This window comes from Pseudomonas prosekii (genome assembly GCF_900105155.1).
In the GTDB taxonomy this organism is placed as follows: Bacteria; Pseudomonadota; Gammaproteobacteria; order Pseudomonadales; family Pseudomonadaceae; genus Aquipseudomonas; species Aquipseudomonas prosekii.
Genome location: NZ_LT629762.1, coordinates 5,244,570 through 5,259,350 on the forward strand (window position 1 = coordinate 5,244,570; position 14,781 = coordinate 5,259,350).

Below are 14,781 nucleotides of genomic sequence, written 5' to 3' on the forward strand. Positions count from 1 at the left end.
TACCTCAGTAGGAAATGGCGACGGCTGGAATCTTGCGCTGTGCGATCAGCGTCACAGCCTGCTTGGCGCACGCCTCAGGCATGCCGCCGGCGATGAAGGCGTCAAGGGCGGCGCGATTGATTGCCTTCTTGTGCTCAAGGTCGTCTTCGCGGGCTTTTGCTTGGCGAAGGATTTCGTCTGCTGCGGCGTTGGCCCGCGCGACTTCGGCCAGTCGTGCCCGCTCAACTGCTTCAGTCTGGCGCCGCTCGGCGTCGATGCGCTCCTGCTCGGCACGTTGCTCGGCGGCGAGACGGTTGGATTCAGCCTGCTCGGCAGCCCGTTCCGCCTGTTCGGCTTGCAACTGCAACTGAAGGCGCTGACGTTCGGCGGCTGCCTCGGCGTCGCGAGCAGCTTGTTCGGTGGCGCGTTGCGCTGCCGCCGCCTGATCAATCAGTTCCTGTTCGCGGCGTGCGGCGGCGTCCCGCTCCGCTTGGGCGCGCTCTTCGGCTTCGCGGCTTGCCCGCTCTGCGGCAACTCGAGCGATTTCGGCGTCACGGTCACGCTGCGCCTGCGCTTCAGCCTCGGCGCGCAACCGGACCAGTTCAGCCTGTTCGGCTTCGTACTTGGTGCGCTCCGTGAGCAGGGTGCGCAGCTTCGCGAGGGATTGGTCTTTCGCTTCAGCGGCTTCTGGCAAAAACTCTTCCCAGTCTTTGTCGATTGCAACCAGTTCCAGATCGGCGATGACCTGGGCGACGTGCGCAGCGGTTGGCGTTTCTTCGAAGCGCGCCATGTCCTTGATGCGCTGAATGCCGTCGTTGTGTTTGTCGACGCGGGCGTCTTCGGCCTTTTCCCAGTCCGTCAGCGGCTGGCGAGTCGCATCACGCAGCGCGTCCATCTTGGTGACGAACTCGCGCAACTCGGCTTCCACGACCTTCGGCATTTCCTTTAAACGCTTCAGGTAGTCGCGACCCGGCTTTTCAACTGCAGTCTTCGACTTGCTGACCTTTGCGGCCAGCGAGGCGATGCGCTCGCGGCCCTTGCGGGTGGTCAGGTCGGGAACCTCTGCGGTGACTTCGGCGGACACTGCGTCGAAGAACTGGCCAAGGCCGCCGGTGACGTAAATCGTTGGCGCGTTATCGGCGCTGATGTCGTCGATGGTCATGACTTGCTGTTGTGCGGACATACGAGATCCTTGCCGCGATGCGCGCAGCGTTTGAAGGTCTGGGTTATTGGGTAACGCGGTCAGCGAGTGCGCTGAGCACCATCACGAAGGTGGTGCCGAAAAGAACGATGTCCGAGCCTCGCCAGAGGTAGAGGCGTTTGGCGCGCTGGTAGGAGGTCATGGCCACGGCCTCAACTGCTGTAGCACCAACTCATGCAGCGCCTTGCCGTTACGGCTCATGCGCTGGCCACGGAGCTGCCATTTCTTTGTGCTGGGCCAGCAGTCGATCATTCGCCCATCTGGAAGCGTCAGCACGACGTGATAACCGTTGTTGTGCTTCTTGTGGGCAATGCCGGTACGGGCCAGCCAACCATCAAAGCGCTGCATGGCTTCTGCCTTCATGCGCTTTTTGTGGCCCTCGGGGTTCGGCTCGCTTCCTTCGCCGCCGCAATTTCGGCAGCAACGCGGATGCCCAACATCCTCACCGATGAGCTCGAAGCAGCTCATGCAGTGGCTGCCGTCCTCAACGTTGTCCTCGTAAAAGCTCAAGCCTTCACCTCATAAGCGACAGTCCACTCACCGCACAGGCAAGCCCGGCCGCTCCAAGCGTGAACATTCGGGATGCCAGCGTCATGAGCCAGCGACAGGGCGCCCAGCCACTTGGTGTGGGTGAACGCGAGGATCATGCGATCTGAGGGCAGCTCGTCAATCTGCTCGTCGATCAGCGATTTAACCGGTGTGGTGGTCATGCGGCAGCCCTCTTCAGGAAGTCGTTGCGCTCGCAGAACTTCACGTCGAGCGCATCGCGGTAACGGTTTGCAGTGGCGCGGTTGATCAGGTCGGCGACTTCCGCCAGCTCGATCATCCCCATCACAAACGTTCGGTCGGCCACCGGCGTGTGAGAGCGAGAGATTTTCGCTATCTCATACTCGATGCCGGCTACTGCTTGCTGGACGCTCATAATTCGTCGTCCTCGGCTTTGGCGATCAGTGCGTCATTGGCCAGCGGCTTCAGCAGCACCTCGGCAATCTCGCCAAGCTTGCCCAGCGGGTGATCGCTGTCGCCCAGCAGTTCGGCGGCGGCCACCTTGTCCACTTGGCCGCGCCCGGCGGTGATGACCAACCAGCCCAGCGCTGAAGTGTGTATCTCGCAGCCAGCCAGCCGAGCGTTCACGTGCTCATCGACCGCCAGAGCGAACTGCTCAGCGGTGACGCCCTGCGGCTTGTGCATGCGGCGCTGGAAGGACACGCCACAGCCTCGGAGCAAGTCCTCGGCGGCGTTGTACAGCCATTCGGCCCGAGCATCTTCCCGAGGGCTTTCGCTCACTGGAGGCGGCTGACGGTTTTCGTAGTTCAACTGAGCAATCAGTGCTGCGTTCATGGTCGCCTCCAGTGTGGATTTACTGTTCCGGGTTTGGGCCGAGCGGCTTCCAGTGCGTTGGAAGGCAGCCGATGCTGTTGCCTTCGTGGTCCATGGCGTAGGTGAACTGCTTGCGCGCCTTGTCATGGAATGCAACGAACTGCTCTTTCGTATCTGCGCAGTAGACCTGAACATCTGCTGGCGACTCTGGCAGCGAATCGCTGACCTTGATCCAATCGCTCATGGCGACCTCCAGTGTTTGGGGTTAGGCGAAACGGGCGGCGATACAAGCTGGCCGATCTGGAATCCTACAAATCAGGCCGAACTCTTCACCAATTTCGATTACTTCGTGGAACGGAAGGCCGTCATCGGAAAGCCATCCGCCGTGATCCGCGTCGAATTGCCAGATCAAGTCCATTAGGCTGTCGCAGCCCATGCAGGTCTTGACTGCGTAAAAATCGCCATCCCACTTCCCGGCAATGTTGATGTAGTGCTCGCAGGGGTTGATGGTCCGGCGACAGCATTCGCAGCTGTGAGGGCTTCGCGCCTTGACGATGTTTTTGCTTTGGAATGAATCGCTCATGACTCTCTCCATTCGTTGGTTCGCCAGGTTAGGCGGCGATTTCAGGCTATGGCGCTGCGCCACAAGGGACGGCTGGCGACAACTCAATGATGTTTTTCAGAATCGGTTTCCAGACCTTCCACCAGCCCAGGGCCTTGCCGTCCATGCGGCCGATTTCGTCTTCGGTGAATGCCCACCACTCAGTCAGCGTGTGGAATTGGCAGCCGATCTGCATGCGCTCGGCGGTGTACGTGACTGGCCAGTGGTCGCACTGAATGGCTTTCACTTCACAGCAGTTACCTGATGCCCCCCAGATGCTGGACAGATCGCTCAGGTCGGCGCCGCTCAGGTTGGCGTCGCTCAGGTAGGTGCCGCTCAGGTCGGCGCCGCTCAGGTTGGCGCCGCGCAGGTAGGTGCCGCTCAGGTCGGCGCCGCGCAGGTAGGTGCCGCGCAGGTCGGCGCCGCTCAGGTTGGCGCCGCGCAGGTAGGTGCCGCTCAGGTCGGCGCCGCTCAGGTTGGCGCGTTCGCCACCTTCTTCACCCCGCAGCCAGGAACGGTGTTTTCCGAGGATTTCGGCAAGTTGCTCAGAGGTGTACGTTTTCATGGGCTTATCCTTTCCGGTTTTTTGTTTCGCCTGCACTCGTCAACACTCCTTCCTCCCGCTGTTTGTCGATGGGCGCGGGGGAGGAGTGCTGACGGGTAGAGGCGCGTAAAAAAGCCCGAGCTTTGCCCGGGCTTTCACAGATGCAGTTGTTTCTCTGAGTCGAGGATTGGGGCGGGGCCATCAGCGCCAGAACGCCGATAGCCCCGGTCGAGAACGCCAGCGCTCACGATGCAAGCGCAATGGACCGGTTGGCAGGCCGCTTTCAGGAGGCGGTTCTGGCCGCGCATGGCTGAGCGCTGCGCCGATCAGGAACAGTAGGAGCATGGTGATCTCCGGTTGGGTTGGGTGATGCAGGTGGGCGGTTATAGGCCGCAGTTTCGTCCGCATCTATGGTCGCTACTGGAAGCCGACCAATTCGTTGGCAAGCAGCTCTCTTGCTCGATCACTCAAGGCGCTGATAACGCGCGGATCAGGAGAGTCACAAGCCTTGTATTGCTCAATGCGCTTTAGCAGCTCTCGGTGCTTAGCTTCTCGATAGGCCTGATTCGCTTCTTCTGGGGTGTGGAACCTGCCCAGGGTCACACGCAAGCCATCGACATTCAGGGATGCGGCAAACTTTCTGTCGCACTTGCAGTTGACCCATGCAACGCCTATCGGCCACTCACCCCGTGTTGCTTGGTTGGTGCCGAAGAAAAGGTTCAGCCACTGCGGGATGAATGCACACGTATTCGGTCCGTATATCCGGTTGCCGGGCACCAGAAAGTCTTTGTCGAGGTGCATCCCCTGCCAGCGCTGAGTGACCATCCAGCCTTTGAATGCGGCGAAGCTCTTCCATTCTTCGACAACTGTGCATCCGGCATAGGTCGGATACTTGGCCTGGTACCGCGCCGAGTAGCACCGCATAAGCATGTCGGACCAGCGAGCGTAAATCGGGTCATGCTTGAATTTATTGCCTTCCGCACGGCCCGCCGACATCGGGACATCGTTCAGGCCAACTCCATAAACAAGGCGCTGTTTTTTCATGAGTCCTCCAGGCTGTGCGCTCTCTCAGAGAGGATCGGGTGGGTTCAAGGCAGCTTTCAGCGTGACCACCCACGCTCTCAACCATCGCTGCATAAGGGCAGTTTTCGTCAGGCGGACGTGGCGCTGGTTGGTCAATACGGCTTCTCAACCTTGCCTTGGTCTTGAAGGCTTTTGATTTTGAAAAGCGTCCTTTCCAGCTCTTTGCGCAGAGTGGTGGCAGGGCCTTCCTGATCGCCCCACTGATTCACCCGGCGATATTCACGCTCAAACGAGCCATTGATTGTTTCGTCGATCGCTTTCTGAATCTGCGACGTCACGCGCTCGTCGAAGATTTTGTCGATGCGTTTTTTCACCTCTTTCGCGACCATCTCGGAGAGGTCTTCATCCTCTCGCAGCAGCTGGTCGGCGACATTCGCCACGATGGACTTTTTCAGTTCGGCTTCGTTGATGTTGAGCATGGTCATTGCCTCGGTTGTTTTCCCAATGCACCCGTCACCAGGTGCATCAGTGAATAGGCCGTCAGGCCGCTTTTTCCAGTTCGCAACATTGTTCGTAGTGCGCCATCGCAATTGGCATGTGGTAGCTGTCCAGCGGCCACTTGTAGACTTTGCAGCCCTGGCCGGGAGGGCAGTGAAAAACGAACAGCTCACCCGCGTCCTTATCCATCTCCATGCTTACCTGTGCGCCGCCGATAAACTCGTCTTTGATGATGATCATCACTGATGCTCCTTAGTTGTCATCCCAAAGCCCGCTCATTGAACGGGCTTCAGTGATGCTTTCCGCCGTGACCCGCTACTGGCGTCAGTCACCGGCTTGAATCAAATGTCACTCCAGCCGCGGGCCTTTCGGCTTGTTCTCCCGCTGGATAACTGCTTTCGGTGCTTTACGCTGCACACCCGGGTCAGTTGCCAACCCTCTGAACCGTTGAGGCCGGTTCATCGCTGCCTTTGAATCTGGGCCGGTGGTGATCCGGCAAGGTGATGCGGTGGAGCTAAAGAGCGGTTCAGGCCTTGAGGCCCTGGCAAGTCACGGCGGAGTGGCTCGATGGAGTTGAATATGTACCAACGGTTCATATTGGTCAAGTACCAAAAGTACATATTTTTATCGGGGGCGTAAAAAAGCCCGCTCAGTGGCGGGCTCATTTACGCAGAATGTCAGTCAGGTCTTGCGCACTCGACCAGTAAATTGGTCAGCAATGCTTGTCGAACCCTTCAACCGATTTACAATTTCCGTCCACGGATCGCGCTCACATTCGGCGCAGATAGCTGTATATCGCTTTTCAACTCCCGCGGTTGTCTCAGCAATATGGCGTATCACGAGCAGAAACCTGTGGAAATCAGATCCATTTGTGGGGATAGGTCCTATTTCAGAAGCCATCATTGAGGTTGTTGCCATGCGATCAGAAAAAGCAGTGCCAGGGACCCATATGCCCTGCCATGCCTCCCTGGTTATAATTGGTGGTCGCTTGGTCCTATCCCAATAGGTTTCACCATGCCTTTCAAGAATCCTGAAAGGCGTACGCAGCTGCATAGTGGCGCAGAATTGAAAATGAGTTACAACATCATCAGAAGGCCAATCCTGCGTACTCGCTTTGTATTCCATGACAAAACCTCAGTGTTTCAAAGCATGCCGCCGCGCCAAACCACACGCCCAATGATTCGAACCTCGTTTATCTCCCCATCACGCAGCGTCTCATCGCCGTAGCGAGTCTTGTCCGGGTTGTCGCTGCGGATGATCCAGCCATCGAAGTCAGACTTCACCAAGCGTTTCACGATCGTCCCCTTAGATGCGCTCTGCATCGCAAAAACGTGCCCGTCCTTCGGTTCGATTTTCGCCTCATCAATCAGCAGCACGTCACCATCGTTAATGGTCGGTTCCATGCTGTGGCCGTCGGCATAGATAACATCAAGATGCCGCTGGCTTAGGTTGTTTGCACGCAGCCATGCGGACTTGAACGCCATGACGCCGCGAATCTCGACGTGGGGATTGTCTTCGCCATCCCCCGTGGATCCGCGAGCGGTAAGTTGCATAACGCCGGTGTAGCCTGGCTCGTCCTCGAGATCGAAGCTACGCGGAGGAGTGCGGCCCTGATCGGGCGCGGCACCTGCTGACTCACGCATATCGCCTCGGCCGTATTCCAACCATTCGACCCTAACGTTCAAAGCGGTAGCCAACGCAAGCATCTTGGCGCCCCCAGGCATGGATTCGCCGTTGAGCCACTTACTACACGCCTTCGGGGTCACCTTCGCCATTTTTGCGAGGCGCACGCCAGCGCCCCACTCAGGAATCCCAGCCTCTGACAGGGACTGCTTCAAGCGCGCCACGAACGAATTGCGGATTTCTTCTATTTGAACCATGGGTTCATGTTCTCACGCACTTGCATGTACTTTCAGTTCCGACATAAGATGTACCGTAAGTTCATATTTGACTCGGAGGCCTTATGCGGCCGCTCAAGAAATCGATTGATGATGCTGGTGGTGTTCCGTCCGTGGCACTGGCCTGCGGGAAGACCCCGCGAGCTATCTACAAATGGCTTGTTGCTGATGCATTGCCACGCACCGAGTACACCGGCGAGACCCAGTACGCCAAGAAAATTGCAGAACTGGCGGCCGCCAATGGCAAGCCGTTCGAACCTGCCTGGCTGCTTGCCGAGGCGCACCCAAAGAAAACCGCTGCCTGACATCTCCGTCCGCCGCTCCATTGAAGCCAGATTAAAAGAGAGCAGTCCCCATGGAAACGTCGAACTTGCGACACGAAACACGCGACGCGGTCTTGGTCGCCATCGCGCGCGACATGATCGCGAGAACGAGCATGAGCCAGGACGGTTTTGCCGAGCAGCTCAATCGCCAGCTTTTTGACCGCGCTCCGGAACGCTGCAAAGAAAAGGGCTTTCCTGATCTGCAAGACATGATCAAAACCGCGGACATGCAGGCTTATGGTCGGGCCTACAAGGCTTGGAGCAAGCGCGTGGAGCGCTGGCTTGATGACAGTGGCGACCGCATCGAGATCCCTTCGTGGGTTGAAGAGTCGTGGGTAGCAGCTCTGGACCAGCCATGGCGTGACCGCGCCCTGGTTGAGTTGTCGAGTCGTTACGGCCTGCTGGCCGTTAAACAGATCGGCTCAGGTGTTGACGACGCGTTGCAGGTCTTCGCCGGCATCTCGACGAGCTTCGGGCATGTCGCCGGCCTTGGCGGGAGAGTCTTCGCCGATGGCGTGTTTGACCAGAAAGACCATGTTTACGCCGAATCCTTCGAATCGTTCTGCCGCTCTCTTGCTGCGCATGCAGTAGCGATGGCTGATCGGGCAGCGCTTGTCGCTTCGAAGATTCACTAAATCACAGGCACAAAAAAACCGGGTTCACGGCCCGGTTCATTGCTACATCAACGAGGCAATAATGAATACACAATCTTCTCTCGTCAATACCCCAGCCAATGTCGCGACACGATTTGCTGAATCTGAAAACGTGTCGCGGATTGATTTTCACCTTTCCGCAGCAATGCACGCAGCGAATCAGATTCGCTTCCAGTATTCCAAGCCATCCAAAAACCAGCTCGTGCGCGAATGCCTTGATCAGCTCCGGGCATTCCTGGCGTCGTCGAAAGGCGCTCGCCCATGAACAATGTCATTCCTCTCAAAATCACCGGGGGTTTCACCCGGATGGAAAACAAGCTCATCGAAGCCTTGATGGTTGTCGATCTGCCTGGCCGAGAGCTGAAGGTTGCACTGTACGTAGCCAGAGCCACCATAGGCTTCCATGTGCCCGAAGCTCGCATCCAGGCTACCGAGATATCCAAGGCGACCAACATTCACCCTGACGTCGCTTCCAAGGCCATCAGCCATCTGCTCAAGCGTCGGATTCTCTACCGCGTTGGCGGGGCCCGTGGCGATATCGGTATCAGCGACCCTTCTGAATGGGTCTTCTACGACACAAAAAATGAATGTCCGAATCAGACCATATCGTCCGACTCGGATCATTCGGGCCGTGTCGTCAGCATTGCGAGACAGACCAAATCCGACGACTCCCTTCTTTATACAAAGAAAGAACCCCTAGTAACTGTTTCTACGAAACAGATTACTGCCCCCCAGGGGGCTGAACCCACTCAGCCTGAAATCAAAATCGAAAAACCGGCAGCGCTGGTTTCGTTCGATGGCGAAGATTTCGAAGTCGACGCCACCCTGATCACCAAGTGGGCAGAAGCGTACTCACCGACTGACGTGGAGGCCGAGATCAAGCGTGCCGCCGCATGGGCAAGCGGGAGCAAGCCGAAGAAGGACTGGCGCCGCTTCCTGGTCAACTGGCTGGGCCGTGAATTCAAGAAGAACCCAAGCGGCGCGTCCGAGGCCGGTGTCCCGGTGGACAAGATCATCGACCTGTACCACAAGGTCTGCCCGAATCTGCCGGCCGTCACCGTGGCGAGCGACAAGGTTTTGCGCAGCATGATCGCCGAGCGCTGGAACGAGTCGCCGGCTCACCAGAGCGGGCAGGGCTTCTGGCTCCCGTTCTTCCAGAAAGCAAACAACCGGAATCAGGTGTTCTTCCGCGGCGCTAACGTTGCGCCCCGTCTTGAGGCCCTCGTTAGTCGCGCAGTCTTTCGCGAAGTATCGGAGGCATCCCAATGATGGAACTTCGAAGCCTTGAAGCCGAGCACGGCGTGATTGGCGCCATGCTCTGCCAGCCTCACCTGATCGATGTGCTCAGCGACCAGCTATCCGCTGACGCCTTTTCGTGGGATGACAACGCCGAGCTGTACCGCCTGATTCTGGAGATGCATGCCGACGGCCAGCCAGTCGACATCGTAACCTTGAACGACCGTCGCGCGGAGCTCGCGAGTGGTGTACGTGTCATGGCGTATGCAGCCGAAATCCAATCAAACACGGCCAGTGTCGCGAACGCGATGGTCTACGCGAAGATCATTCGTGAGCGCGCCGTTTGCCGTCTGATGTCAGCGGCCGCCGCAAGAATCAACGAGGTGGCGCACGAAGAAGCGAGCGTGGAGCACAAGATTTCCCTAGCTCAATCAATCGTGCTTGGTCTGGACAGCAGCGGCAGCGACGGTGAGTGCCAGATGGTCGGTGACATTCTCGCGGAGCACGTCGAGGTTCTGCAGGATCGACTCGACAAATTTGCGGCGGGCGTGACCATCGACGGACTGGGGACCGGTCTTCCAGATCTGGATGGATTCACTCAAGGGCTAAAGTCCGGGCAGATGATCGTAGTTGCCGGGCGTCCTGCAATGGGCAAGACAACCCTGGCAATGAACATCGCAGCAGACGTGGCCATCAACCAGAAAAAACCGGTTCTGGTGATCAGCCTGGAAATGAGCAAGACCCAGCTCATGGATCGCCTGCTCGCCGCTGTCGGAGGCATCCCACTCCCATCGCTGAAAACCGGCGAATGCAGCAACGACTATGTGACCGAGCTGAACGCTGCCGTGCTCAGGCTCCGTGATGCGCCGATAGCGGTATCCGACGTGCCAGTCATGACCATGCCTCGCATCCGCTCAATTGCGCGGCGCCAGTCGCACCGTATGGGCGGCCTCGGCCTTGTGGTGATTGATTACCTCGGGCTTGTCGAGGGCGAGGGCAAGGGTCGTACCGAGGACGTCACCGCCATGTCCCGCCAGATCAAGCTGCTGGCTCGCGAACTGGACTGCCCGGTGATCATCCTGTCTCAGCTCAATCGTGGCTGTGAAGGTCGCCCGGACAAGCGCCCGGTGCTCAGCGATCTGCGTGAGTCTGGCGCAATCGAGCAGGACGCCGACATCGTCATGTTCGTGTACCGGGACGAGGTCTATCACCCGAACACTCAGGACAAAGGCATCGGCGAAATTCTGATCCGGAAAAACCGGGATGGCGAAATTGGCATGGTTCCGACCGCCTTCCAGGGCGCCAAGTCCCGCTTCCTTCCGCTGGCCAACCACGCCCGCCAAGACAACGTCGTGAAGGTGAATTTCTGATGAGAGAGCGCAGAGCGATCTATCACCACAACGGCTACCGACTTCGCTCCTACACCGAGCTTATGTGGGCCCGCCTCTTGGAAGCGTCCGGAATCTTCTACCTATACGAGCCGGACCTTGTCCGCGTCGACGAGGGTTACTACCTCCCGGACTTCTGGTTGCCGAACGTGGGAATTTACCTTGAAGTGAAAGGTAAGGAGCCAACGCCCGAGGAAGTCCAGAAGGCTGATGCAGTCATGGCGCGGACCGGCAAAGAGGTCATGTTTCTTATCGGGCTGCCTGAGTCCGACCGTGGCGGGCTGTTCAATTGCGGGCTCCTTATGCGTGGCGCAAACGGCTGGCACCACAACATCTCCCCCATCGATCTCCAGTGCCTGGTGCGTGATTACGTCAGCCCCGAAGCAGCGGCACGCATGTCGCTCTCAGTGCAGAAGGACGACATGGATTACGTGCGTCCAATCGGCGAAATCATGGAGGAAATGTTCCTGGTTCGCGCGGACCGCTCAGACATGGAGCGCGTGCTCCGCGAAACGCATGCCGAGGCAAACGCCCAGCGCTTAACCCTCATGCCCGAGCCAACCATTTGCGAGACGGCACTGAAGTCATTTCTCGATCGCCAAATATTTCGGACTTCTCAACGGGGTGCAGCATGACTACCAAATTCCAAATTGGAGCCGCTTGCACCTGTGCAGGCTTTGGCATTGGCGTGTTCTGCGTCCTGATCACAATGGCGGTGACGGCATGAGCGATTACTCAAAATTGAAGGCATTGGCCGAGGCTGCAACGCCCGGAAAATGGGATTACGAGCAGGACTGCCTGTTTTTCTACGTCGATGGATACACCAAGCACCTGATGGAATTGTGCGAAGGCGGTGACGTTGACGGAATCCAGCAGATAGAAAACGCCAAGTTCATCGCCGCCGCCAACCCTGCCGCAGTACTGGCCCTGATCGCCGAGAGCGAGGAATACAAGGCTGTGGCCGAGCAGCCCGCATCCTTGAACGCTGTGCCGGCAACGGAATACGCGGTTTTGAAGCGACAGTTCTTTGCTCTGCGCAACTACGCGCTCTGCAAGGACAAACTGTCCGGCTACTACAGTCGAGAGCTCGAAAAAATGCGCGGGGTTGATCGCTCTCAGTCTGCCGTCGAGATTGATGCCGAGCGCGATATCAACGAGCAATTAACCAACGACCTATTGAGCGTGGAAACAGAGCGCGACGATCTCAAGGCCGAAATCGCAGGCCTCAAGACCGGCTACGAGGCGTATGAGGCGCAGAACGCGGTGTTGAGGGGTGAGGTTGAGGCGCTGCGCAAAGATGCGGAGCGGTATCGGTGGATCCGAGTCAAACAAACCTTCATCTGGCTGATTCAGGATTGGTTCCCCAAGGAAAACTCGCTGACCGACGTTGATGCTGAAATCGACACCGCCATGGGCAAGGGAGAACGGTCATGACTCTCAACACAATCGCTTTGTGGCTCGGTTACGGCTCAATGATCGTAGGCGGATTGCTGGTAATCGCGTCGATGCTCTTTGTTGTCGGGGGCGCGCTTGCCGCGATCGCCAACAAGAGCCTCCGCGCGCTGATCCGCATCTACGACCTGAAGACACTGCGCGCGACCATGCGCCAGCTTGAGGCTGAAGGGAAGGTCAGCAAGAAGACAGGGGGGCGGTCATGACATACGCCAAACCAGAAAGCTACACCGATGCCGACTGGGAAATGGTCCAAGGCTACATGCGCGGCAAAGATGGGCTGCCGCCCCAGCGCCTGAACGCAGCCTACATGCACGGTCACCGCAATGGTGTTTCTGATGCGACTGGTGTGCCGCACGAGCGCGTCAATGTCCTGATCCGTCGCGCAAACATGATCCCGGGAATTACGCTGATGGCGCCGATCAATGCGGGTGGCCAGTCATGAGCACCGAGTTCGCAATCCGCGACCAGCGCGACGTCAACCGGCTGATGAGCTTCCTCCACGCATCCGACTTCACCAAGCCGAAGATGGTGGTGATCAAGGACGAGAAGCGCCCGGACGTCTGCAACCGCAAGATGTGGGCAATGCTCAAGGACGTATCCAGCCAGGTCGAGTGGTACGGCAAGAAGCTCTCCGACGAAGACTGGAAGCACGTCTTCAGCTCCGCACTCCAGAAGCAAGACGTCGTGCCGGGGATTGATGGCGGCTATGTCGTGCTGGGCGTATCGACGCGCAAGCAATCCCAGAAGTGGTTCAGCGATTTGTTCGAGCTGATGGGGGCGTTCGGCGCCGAGCACGGCGTGAAGTGGACCGAGCAGGACAAGTGGGGAGGGCGCTACTGATGAGCCATAATTTCAAGCCGGGGGATCTGGCGCTTACGCTGATCAGCTTGAGCATCCTCCCAGCAGGGAGTGTTGTTGAGCTCTACAAGGTAATAAACCCGGGCGACAACCTTAACTGCGCGCGCCATCCAATTCCCGCCATGCGCAAGGGGTGGTGGTGTGCCCATGTCGAAATAGGGGATCGCCTGCCATTCGCGGAAACGAGCCTGATGCCCCTGCGCGGCGACTTCGCCCCAGCCGAACAGAAATCCCAGGCGGTGCCCGCATGAAGCGCACCCCACTACAGCGCAAAACCCCACTCACCTCCAGCGGCCAGCGTCGCAAGCGCTGCCCGATCTGCCGGGTGATGTTCACGCCTGCACGCACCTCCCAGGCTGTGTGCGGTGAGATCGAGTGCGCCATTGCCCACGGGCAGTCGGAGAAGGGCCGGGAAACCACTCGCAAGGCCTTGTCTGACATCGACCGCCGAGACATCGAGGTGCGCAAAGAGGCCCTTAAAAGTCGCGCAGACCACCTCAAGGATGCAGAGAAAGCTGTGCGCGACTACCGCCGCACGTACGAGCTGAGTATTGGCAGCGGCTGCATCAGTTGTGGCGAGTCGCAGGAGTCAATCCTGCACGCCCAAGGCTGGAAGACCGGCGGCGCGTTCGATGCCGGGCATTTCATGGGGAAGGGCGCTCGTCCAGAGCTGAGGCTGGTGCCGACCAATATCTGGCTTCAGTGCAAAAGCTGCAACGCAGGATCTTCGCGGTTCGCGCGCAAGGGCGAGACGGTTTCGCAGGGGTTCCGCACCGGGCTGATCGCCCGCATCGGCCTCGAGGCAGTTGAGGCGCTTGAATCCGACCATGAGCCGCGCAAGCACACCGTCGACGAACTGAAAGCCATCACTGCCGAATACCGCGCAAAGACCAGAGAACTGAAAAAGGAGCTCGCAGCATGAAACTGATCAACGCAAGGCAGGTTTGGACCGAGGCTCAGCACGAATCGAACGCGTCGATCAGCGCTGTGGCCATCGACCAAGCAGAGTCCGCACCAGTGAAGACTGGCGGGCGCATCGGCAAGCGCGACGCCAAGTTCCCTGCGCTGGGTAGTGAAAAGGGTGAAGAGGCCGCAAGCTTCTCGGTACCAGGGCAGCGGATCAGTATCAGCGAGACGCGGCGCGCAGCAGTTGGGAGGTCTACAGCTCGTGCCGCTCACCTTGCCACCATCGGTAAAGTACTGCGCGCAATCGACACGCTCCCGTTCCAAGAGCAACAGTTCGGACACTACCTGTACCACCCATGCATGACCCTGGCTCACGTGCTCAACGCAGAAAAGCTGGTTTGGAGCTGCGTGGACTTTTCGGCGCTAACCGAGGCCAAGGAGGCGAAAGTGCATTGTCTTGTGACGATGGCATTGCAGTCCTACAAGGTAGAGGCTCACGGCGGTGCGCAATGGGGTCCGGCTCGTATCGCGGAAGGCATGCACAAGCTCTACGGTATGCACCTTGAGCCCAAGGTATGGGATCGTGACTGGAAAGAAGCGTGGAATTTCCTGCGTGCGGCCATAGAGGAAGTGGATATCCGCGTTCAGCAGCCGGTATGGCAGATCATTCACGCAGAAAAAGAGGATTGCGCGGCATAAACATATTGCCATGTTGGGGTTTTTCAGGTACTTTTCCCATAGTGCACAAGTAACGCGAAACGCACACGAAACCCTGAACCCGGCCCTCGCGCCGGGTTTTTTCGTTTCCGGCTCCACCACACCCATCGCTCTGAGCTGGGAGTGCTGCTGGAGCTGAATCTATTTCGAGGCTCGCCATATCGGTGGGTCTTTCTTGCAT

General features: G+C 58.4%; 27 protein-coding genes. 13 read left to right on the forward strand and 14 right to left on the reverse strand.

The window, feature by feature from the left end; genetic code table 11:
• Positions 1 to 4: 4 nt before the first annotated feature.
• The 14 genes from BLU01_RS23585 to BLU01_RS23640 form a co-directional block, all read right to left on the reverse strand.
• Positions 5 to 1,162: a hypothetical protein gene (locus tag BLU01_RS23585; protein ID WP_092279987.1), complete on the reverse strand. Its 1,158-nt coding sequence runs from the start codon at positions 1,160 to 1,162 to the stop codon at positions 5 to 7.
• Positions 1,163 to 1,318: 156 nt separating this feature from the next.
• Complete coding sequence (locus BLU01_RS28120; RefSeq protein WP_231987106.1) at positions 1,319 to 1,690, reverse strand: hypothetical protein; 372 nt, start codon at positions 1,688 to 1,690, stop codon at positions 1,319 to 1,321.
• Positions 1,687 to 1,890: a hypothetical protein gene (locus BLU01_RS23595; protein ID WP_092279989.1), complete on the reverse strand. Its 204-nt coding sequence runs from the start codon at positions 1,888 to 1,890 to the stop codon at positions 1,687 to 1,689. The genes BLU01_RS28120 and BLU01_RS23595 overlap by 4 nt, the downstream gene beginning before the upstream one ends.
• Positions 1,887 to 2,102 carry a hypothetical protein gene (locus BLU01_RS23600; protein ID WP_092279991.1) on the reverse strand — a complete coding sequence of 72 codons (216 nt, stop codon included), beginning with the start codon at positions 2,100 to 2,102 and terminating at the stop codon, positions 1,887 to 1,889. Before BLU01_RS23600 ends, BLU01_RS23595 begins: the two co-directional genes overlap by 4 nt.
• Positions 2,099 to 2,521, reverse strand: a complete 423-nt coding sequence (locus BLU01_RS23605; RefSeq protein WP_092279993.1) for a hypothetical protein — start codon at positions 2,519 to 2,521, stop codon at positions 2,099 to 2,101. The genes BLU01_RS23600 and BLU01_RS23605 overlap by 4 nt, the downstream gene beginning before the upstream one ends.
• 19 nt (positions 2,522 to 2,540) lie before the next feature.
• A complete protein-coding gene (locus tag BLU01_RS23610; RefSeq protein ID WP_092279995.1) occupies positions 2,541 to 2,744 on the reverse strand; it encodes a DUF551 domain-containing protein in 204 nt (67 codons plus the stop codon).
• Positions 2,745 to 2,765: 21 nt separating this feature from the next.
• Positions 2,766 to 3,083 (reverse strand): hypothetical protein, encoded by a 318-nt coding sequence (locus BLU01_RS23615; protein WP_092279997.1) that lies wholly within the window; start codon positions 3,081 to 3,083, stop codon positions 2,766 to 2,768.
• Between the two features lie 46 nt (positions 3,084 to 3,129).
• Complete coding sequence (locus tag BLU01_RS28215; RefSeq protein WP_092279999.1) at positions 3,130 to 3,666, reverse strand: pentapeptide repeat-containing protein; 537 nt, start codon at positions 3,664 to 3,666, stop codon at positions 3,130 to 3,132.
• Between the two features lie 180 nt (positions 3,667 to 3,846).
• A complete protein-coding gene (locus BLU01_RS27645; RefSeq protein ID WP_157720184.1) occupies positions 3,847 to 3,990 on the reverse strand; it encodes a hypothetical protein in 144 nt (47 codons plus the stop codon).
• 72 nt (positions 3,991 to 4,062) lie between these two features.
• The gene (locus tag BLU01_RS23625; RefSeq protein ID WP_092280001.1) at positions 4,063 to 4,689 is read right to left on the reverse strand and encodes a hypothetical protein; all 627 of its coding nucleotides are present in this window, start codon (positions 4,687 to 4,689) and stop codon (positions 4,063 to 4,065) included.
• Positions 4,690 to 4,820: 131 nt separating this feature from the next.
• Positions 4,821 to 5,147, reverse strand: a complete 327-nt coding sequence (locus BLU01_RS23630; protein WP_092280003.1) for a hypothetical protein — start codon at positions 5,145 to 5,147, stop codon at positions 4,821 to 4,823.
• Positions 5,148 to 5,208: 61 nt separating this feature from the next.
• On the reverse strand, positions 5,209 to 5,406 hold the full coding sequence (locus tag BLU01_RS23635; protein ID WP_092280005.1) for a hypothetical protein: 198 nt from the start codon (positions 5,404 to 5,406) through the stop codon (positions 5,209 to 5,211).
• A gap of 441 nt (positions 5,407 to 5,847) precedes the next feature.
• Positions 5,848 to 6,291 (reverse strand): hypothetical protein, encoded by a 444-nt coding sequence (locus BLU01_RS27650; protein ID WP_157720185.1) that lies wholly within the window; start codon positions 6,289 to 6,291, stop codon positions 5,848 to 5,850.
• A 17-nt stretch (positions 6,292 to 6,308) separates the two neighbouring features.
• Positions 6,309 to 7,046, reverse strand: coding sequence for a S24 family peptidase (locus tag BLU01_RS23640; RefSeq protein WP_092280007.1), 738 nt, complete (start codon positions 7,044 to 7,046; stop codon positions 6,309 to 6,311).
• 83 nt (positions 7,047 to 7,129) lie between these two features.
• On the opposite strand from BLU01_RS23640, the gene BLU01_RS23645 reads away from it, so the two are divergent.
• The 13 genes from BLU01_RS23645 (at position 7,130) to BLU01_RS23700 (ending at position 14,582) form a co-directional block, all read left to right on the forward strand.
• Positions 7,130 to 7,369 carry a helix-turn-helix domain-containing protein gene (locus BLU01_RS23645; protein WP_092280009.1) on the forward strand — a complete coding sequence of 80 codons (240 nt, stop codon included), beginning with the start codon at positions 7,130 to 7,132 and terminating at the stop codon, positions 7,367 to 7,369.
• 50 nt (positions 7,370 to 7,419) lie between these two features.
• Positions 7,420 to 8,022, forward strand: a complete 603-nt coding sequence (locus BLU01_RS23650) for a hypothetical protein (RefSeq protein WP_092280011.1) — start codon at positions 7,420 to 7,422, stop codon at positions 8,020 to 8,022.
• A 61-nt stretch (positions 8,023 to 8,083) separates the two neighbouring features.
• Positions 8,084 to 8,305 (forward strand): hypothetical protein, encoded by a 222-nt coding sequence (locus BLU01_RS27655; RefSeq protein WP_157720186.1) that lies wholly within the window; start codon positions 8,084 to 8,086, stop codon positions 8,303 to 8,305.
• Entirely contained in the window at positions 8,302 to 9,309 is a 1,008-nt protein-coding gene (locus BLU01_RS23655; RefSeq protein WP_092280013.1) for a replication protein, read from the forward strand. The genes BLU01_RS27655 and BLU01_RS23655 overlap by 4 nt, the downstream gene beginning before the upstream one ends.
• Positions 9,306 to 10,646 carry a replicative DNA helicase gene (gene dnaB, locus BLU01_RS23660; RefSeq protein ID WP_092280015.1) on the forward strand — a complete coding sequence of 447 codons (1,341 nt, stop codon included), beginning with the start codon at positions 9,306 to 9,308 and terminating at the stop codon, positions 10,644 to 10,646. Before BLU01_RS23655 ends, dnaB begins: the two co-directional genes overlap by 4 nt.
• Positions 10,646 to 11,299 carry a PDDEXK family nuclease gene (locus tag BLU01_RS23665; protein WP_092280017.1) on the forward strand — a complete coding sequence of 218 codons (654 nt, stop codon included), beginning with the start codon at positions 10,646 to 10,648 and terminating at the stop codon, positions 11,297 to 11,299. The genes dnaB and BLU01_RS23665 overlap by 1 nt, the downstream gene beginning before the upstream one ends.
• Before the next feature lie 88 nt (positions 11,300 to 11,387).
• Positions 11,388 to 12,098 carry an ead/Ea22-like family protein gene (locus BLU01_RS23670; RefSeq protein WP_092280019.1) on the forward strand — a complete coding sequence of 237 codons (711 nt, stop codon included), beginning with the start codon at positions 11,388 to 11,390 and terminating at the stop codon, positions 12,096 to 12,098.
• A complete protein-coding gene (locus BLU01_RS23675) occupies positions 12,095 to 12,322 on the forward strand; it encodes a hypothetical protein (RefSeq protein WP_092280021.1) in 228 nt (75 codons plus the stop codon). Before BLU01_RS23670 ends, BLU01_RS23675 begins: the two co-directional genes overlap by 4 nt.
• Positions 12,319 to 12,561, forward strand: coding sequence for a hypothetical protein (locus BLU01_RS23680; protein ID WP_092280024.1), 243 nt, complete (start codon positions 12,319 to 12,321; stop codon positions 12,559 to 12,561). Before BLU01_RS23675 ends, BLU01_RS23680 begins: the two co-directional genes overlap by 4 nt.
• Positions 12,558 to 12,959 carry a recombination protein NinB gene (locus BLU01_RS23685; protein ID WP_092280026.1) on the forward strand — a complete coding sequence of 134 codons (402 nt, stop codon included), beginning with the start codon at positions 12,558 to 12,560 and terminating at the stop codon, positions 12,957 to 12,959. The genes BLU01_RS23680 and BLU01_RS23685 overlap by 4 nt, the downstream gene beginning before the upstream one ends.
• Positions 12,959 to 13,228, forward strand: a complete 270-nt coding sequence (locus BLU01_RS23690) for a hypothetical protein (RefSeq protein ID WP_092280028.1) — start codon at positions 12,959 to 12,961, stop codon at positions 13,226 to 13,228. The genes BLU01_RS23685 and BLU01_RS23690 overlap by 1 nt, the downstream gene beginning before the upstream one ends.
• Positions 13,225 to 13,899 carry a recombination protein NinG gene (locus BLU01_RS23695; RefSeq protein WP_092280030.1) on the forward strand — a complete coding sequence of 225 codons (675 nt, stop codon included), beginning with the start codon at positions 13,225 to 13,227 and terminating at the stop codon, positions 13,897 to 13,899. Before BLU01_RS23690 ends, BLU01_RS23695 begins: the two co-directional genes overlap by 4 nt.
• Positions 13,896 to 14,582 carry a hypothetical protein gene (locus tag BLU01_RS23700; protein WP_092280032.1) on the forward strand — a complete coding sequence of 229 codons (687 nt, stop codon included), beginning with the start codon at positions 13,896 to 13,898 and terminating at the stop codon, positions 14,580 to 14,582. Before BLU01_RS23695 ends, BLU01_RS23700 begins: the two co-directional genes overlap by 4 nt.
• The last annotated feature ends 199 nt before the right edge of the window (positions 14,583 to 14,781 follow it).

What these genes read in the sequence shown, in the direction of transcription:
- BLU01_RS23645 (WP_092280009.1), top strand. Translation starts at nt 7,130, where the DNA reads ATGCGGCCGCTCAAGAAATCGATTGATGATGCTGGTGGTGTTCCGTCC.
- BLU01_RS23700 (WP_092280032.1), top strand. Translation starts at nt 13,896, where the DNA reads ATGAAACTGATCAACGCAAGGCAGGTTTGGACCGAGGCTCAGCACGAA.
- BLU01_RS23680 (WP_092280024.1), top strand. Translation starts at nt 12,319, where the DNA reads ATGACATACGCCAAACCAGAAAGCTACACCGATGCCGACTGGGAAATG.
- BLU01_RS23665 (WP_092280017.1), top strand. Translation starts at nt 10,646, where the DNA reads ATGAGAGAGCGCAGAGCGATCTATCACCACAACGGCTACCGACTTCGC.
- BLU01_RS23630 (WP_092280003.1), bottom strand. Translation starts at nt 5,147, where the DNA reads ATGCTCAACATCAACGAAGCCGAACTGAAAAAGTCCATCGTGGCGAAT.
- BLU01_RS28215 (WP_092279999.1), bottom strand. Translation starts at nt 3,666, where the DNA reads ATGAAAACGTACACCTCTGAGCAACTTGCCGAAATCCTCGGAAAACAC.
- BLU01_RS23655 (WP_092280013.1), top strand. Translation starts at nt 8,302, where the DNA reads ATGAACAATGTCATTCCTCTCAAAATCACCGGGGGTTTCACCCGGATG.
- dnaB (WP_092280015.1), top strand. Translation starts at nt 9,306, where the DNA reads ATGATGGAACTTCGAAGCCTTGAAGCCGAGCACGGCGTGATTGGCGCC.
- BLU01_RS23600 (WP_092279991.1), bottom strand. Translation starts at nt 2,102, where the DNA reads ATGAGCGTCCAGCAAGCAGTAGCCGGCATCGAGTATGAGATAGCGAAA.
- BLU01_RS23690 (WP_092280028.1), top strand. Translation starts at nt 12,959, where the DNA reads ATGAGCCATAATTTCAAGCCGGGGGATCTGGCGCTTACGCTGATCAGC.
- BLU01_RS27650 (WP_157720185.1), bottom strand. Translation starts at nt 6,291, where the DNA reads ATGGAATACAAAGCGAGTACGCAGGATTGGCCTTCTGATGATGTTGTA.
- BLU01_RS23650 (WP_092280011.1), top strand. Translation starts at nt 7,420, where the DNA reads ATGGAAACGTCGAACTTGCGACACGAAACACGCGACGCGGTCTTGGTC.
- BLU01_RS23615 (WP_092279997.1), bottom strand. Translation starts at nt 3,083, where the DNA reads ATGAGCGATTCATTCCAAAGCAAAAACATCGTCAAGGCGCGAAGCCCT.
- BLU01_RS23625 (WP_092280001.1), bottom strand. Translation starts at nt 4,689, where the DNA reads ATGAAAAAACAGCGCCTTGTTTATGGAGTTGGCCTGAACGATGTCCCG.
- BLU01_RS23585 (WP_092279987.1), bottom strand. Translation starts at nt 1,162, where the DNA reads ATGTCCGCACAACAGCAAGTCATGACCATCGACGACATCAGCGCCGAT.
- BLU01_RS23670 (WP_092280019.1), top strand. Translation starts at nt 11,388, where the DNA reads ATGAGCGATTACTCAAAATTGAAGGCATTGGCCGAGGCTGCAACGCCC.
- BLU01_RS27645 (WP_157720184.1), bottom strand. Translation starts at nt 3,990, where the DNA reads ATGCTCCTACTGTTCCTGATCGGCGCAGCGCTCAGCCATGCGCGGCCA.
- BLU01_RS23695 (WP_092280030.1), top strand. Translation starts at nt 13,225, where the DNA reads ATGAAGCGCACCCCACTACAGCGCAAAACCCCACTCACCTCCAGCGGC.
- BLU01_RS27655 (WP_157720186.1), top strand. Translation starts at nt 8,084, where the DNA reads ATGAATACACAATCTTCTCTCGTCAATACCCCAGCCAATGTCGCGACA.
- BLU01_RS23635 (WP_092280005.1), bottom strand. Translation starts at nt 5,406, where the DNA reads ATGATCATCATCAAAGACGAGTTTATCGGCGGCGCACAGGTAAGCATG.
- BLU01_RS23675 (WP_092280021.1), top strand. Translation starts at nt 12,095, where the DNA reads ATGACTCTCAACACAATCGCTTTGTGGCTCGGTTACGGCTCAATGATC.
- BLU01_RS23595 (WP_092279989.1), bottom strand. Translation starts at nt 1,890, where the DNA reads ATGACCACCACACCGGTTAAATCGCTGATCGACGAGCAGATTGACGAG.
- BLU01_RS23640 (WP_092280007.1), bottom strand. Translation starts at nt 7,046, where the DNA reads ATGGTTCAAATAGAAGAAATCCGCAATTCGTTCGTGGCGCGCTTGAAG.
- BLU01_RS23610 (WP_092279995.1), bottom strand. Translation starts at nt 2,744, where the DNA reads ATGAGCGATTGGATCAAGGTCAGCGATTCGCTGCCAGAGTCGCCAGCA.
- BLU01_RS23685 (WP_092280026.1), top strand. Translation starts at nt 12,558, where the DNA reads ATGAGCACCGAGTTCGCAATCCGCGACCAGCGCGACGTCAACCGGCTG.
- BLU01_RS23605 (WP_092279993.1), bottom strand. Translation starts at nt 2,521, where the DNA reads ATGAACGCAGCACTGATTGCTCAGTTGAACTACGAAAACCGTCAGCCG.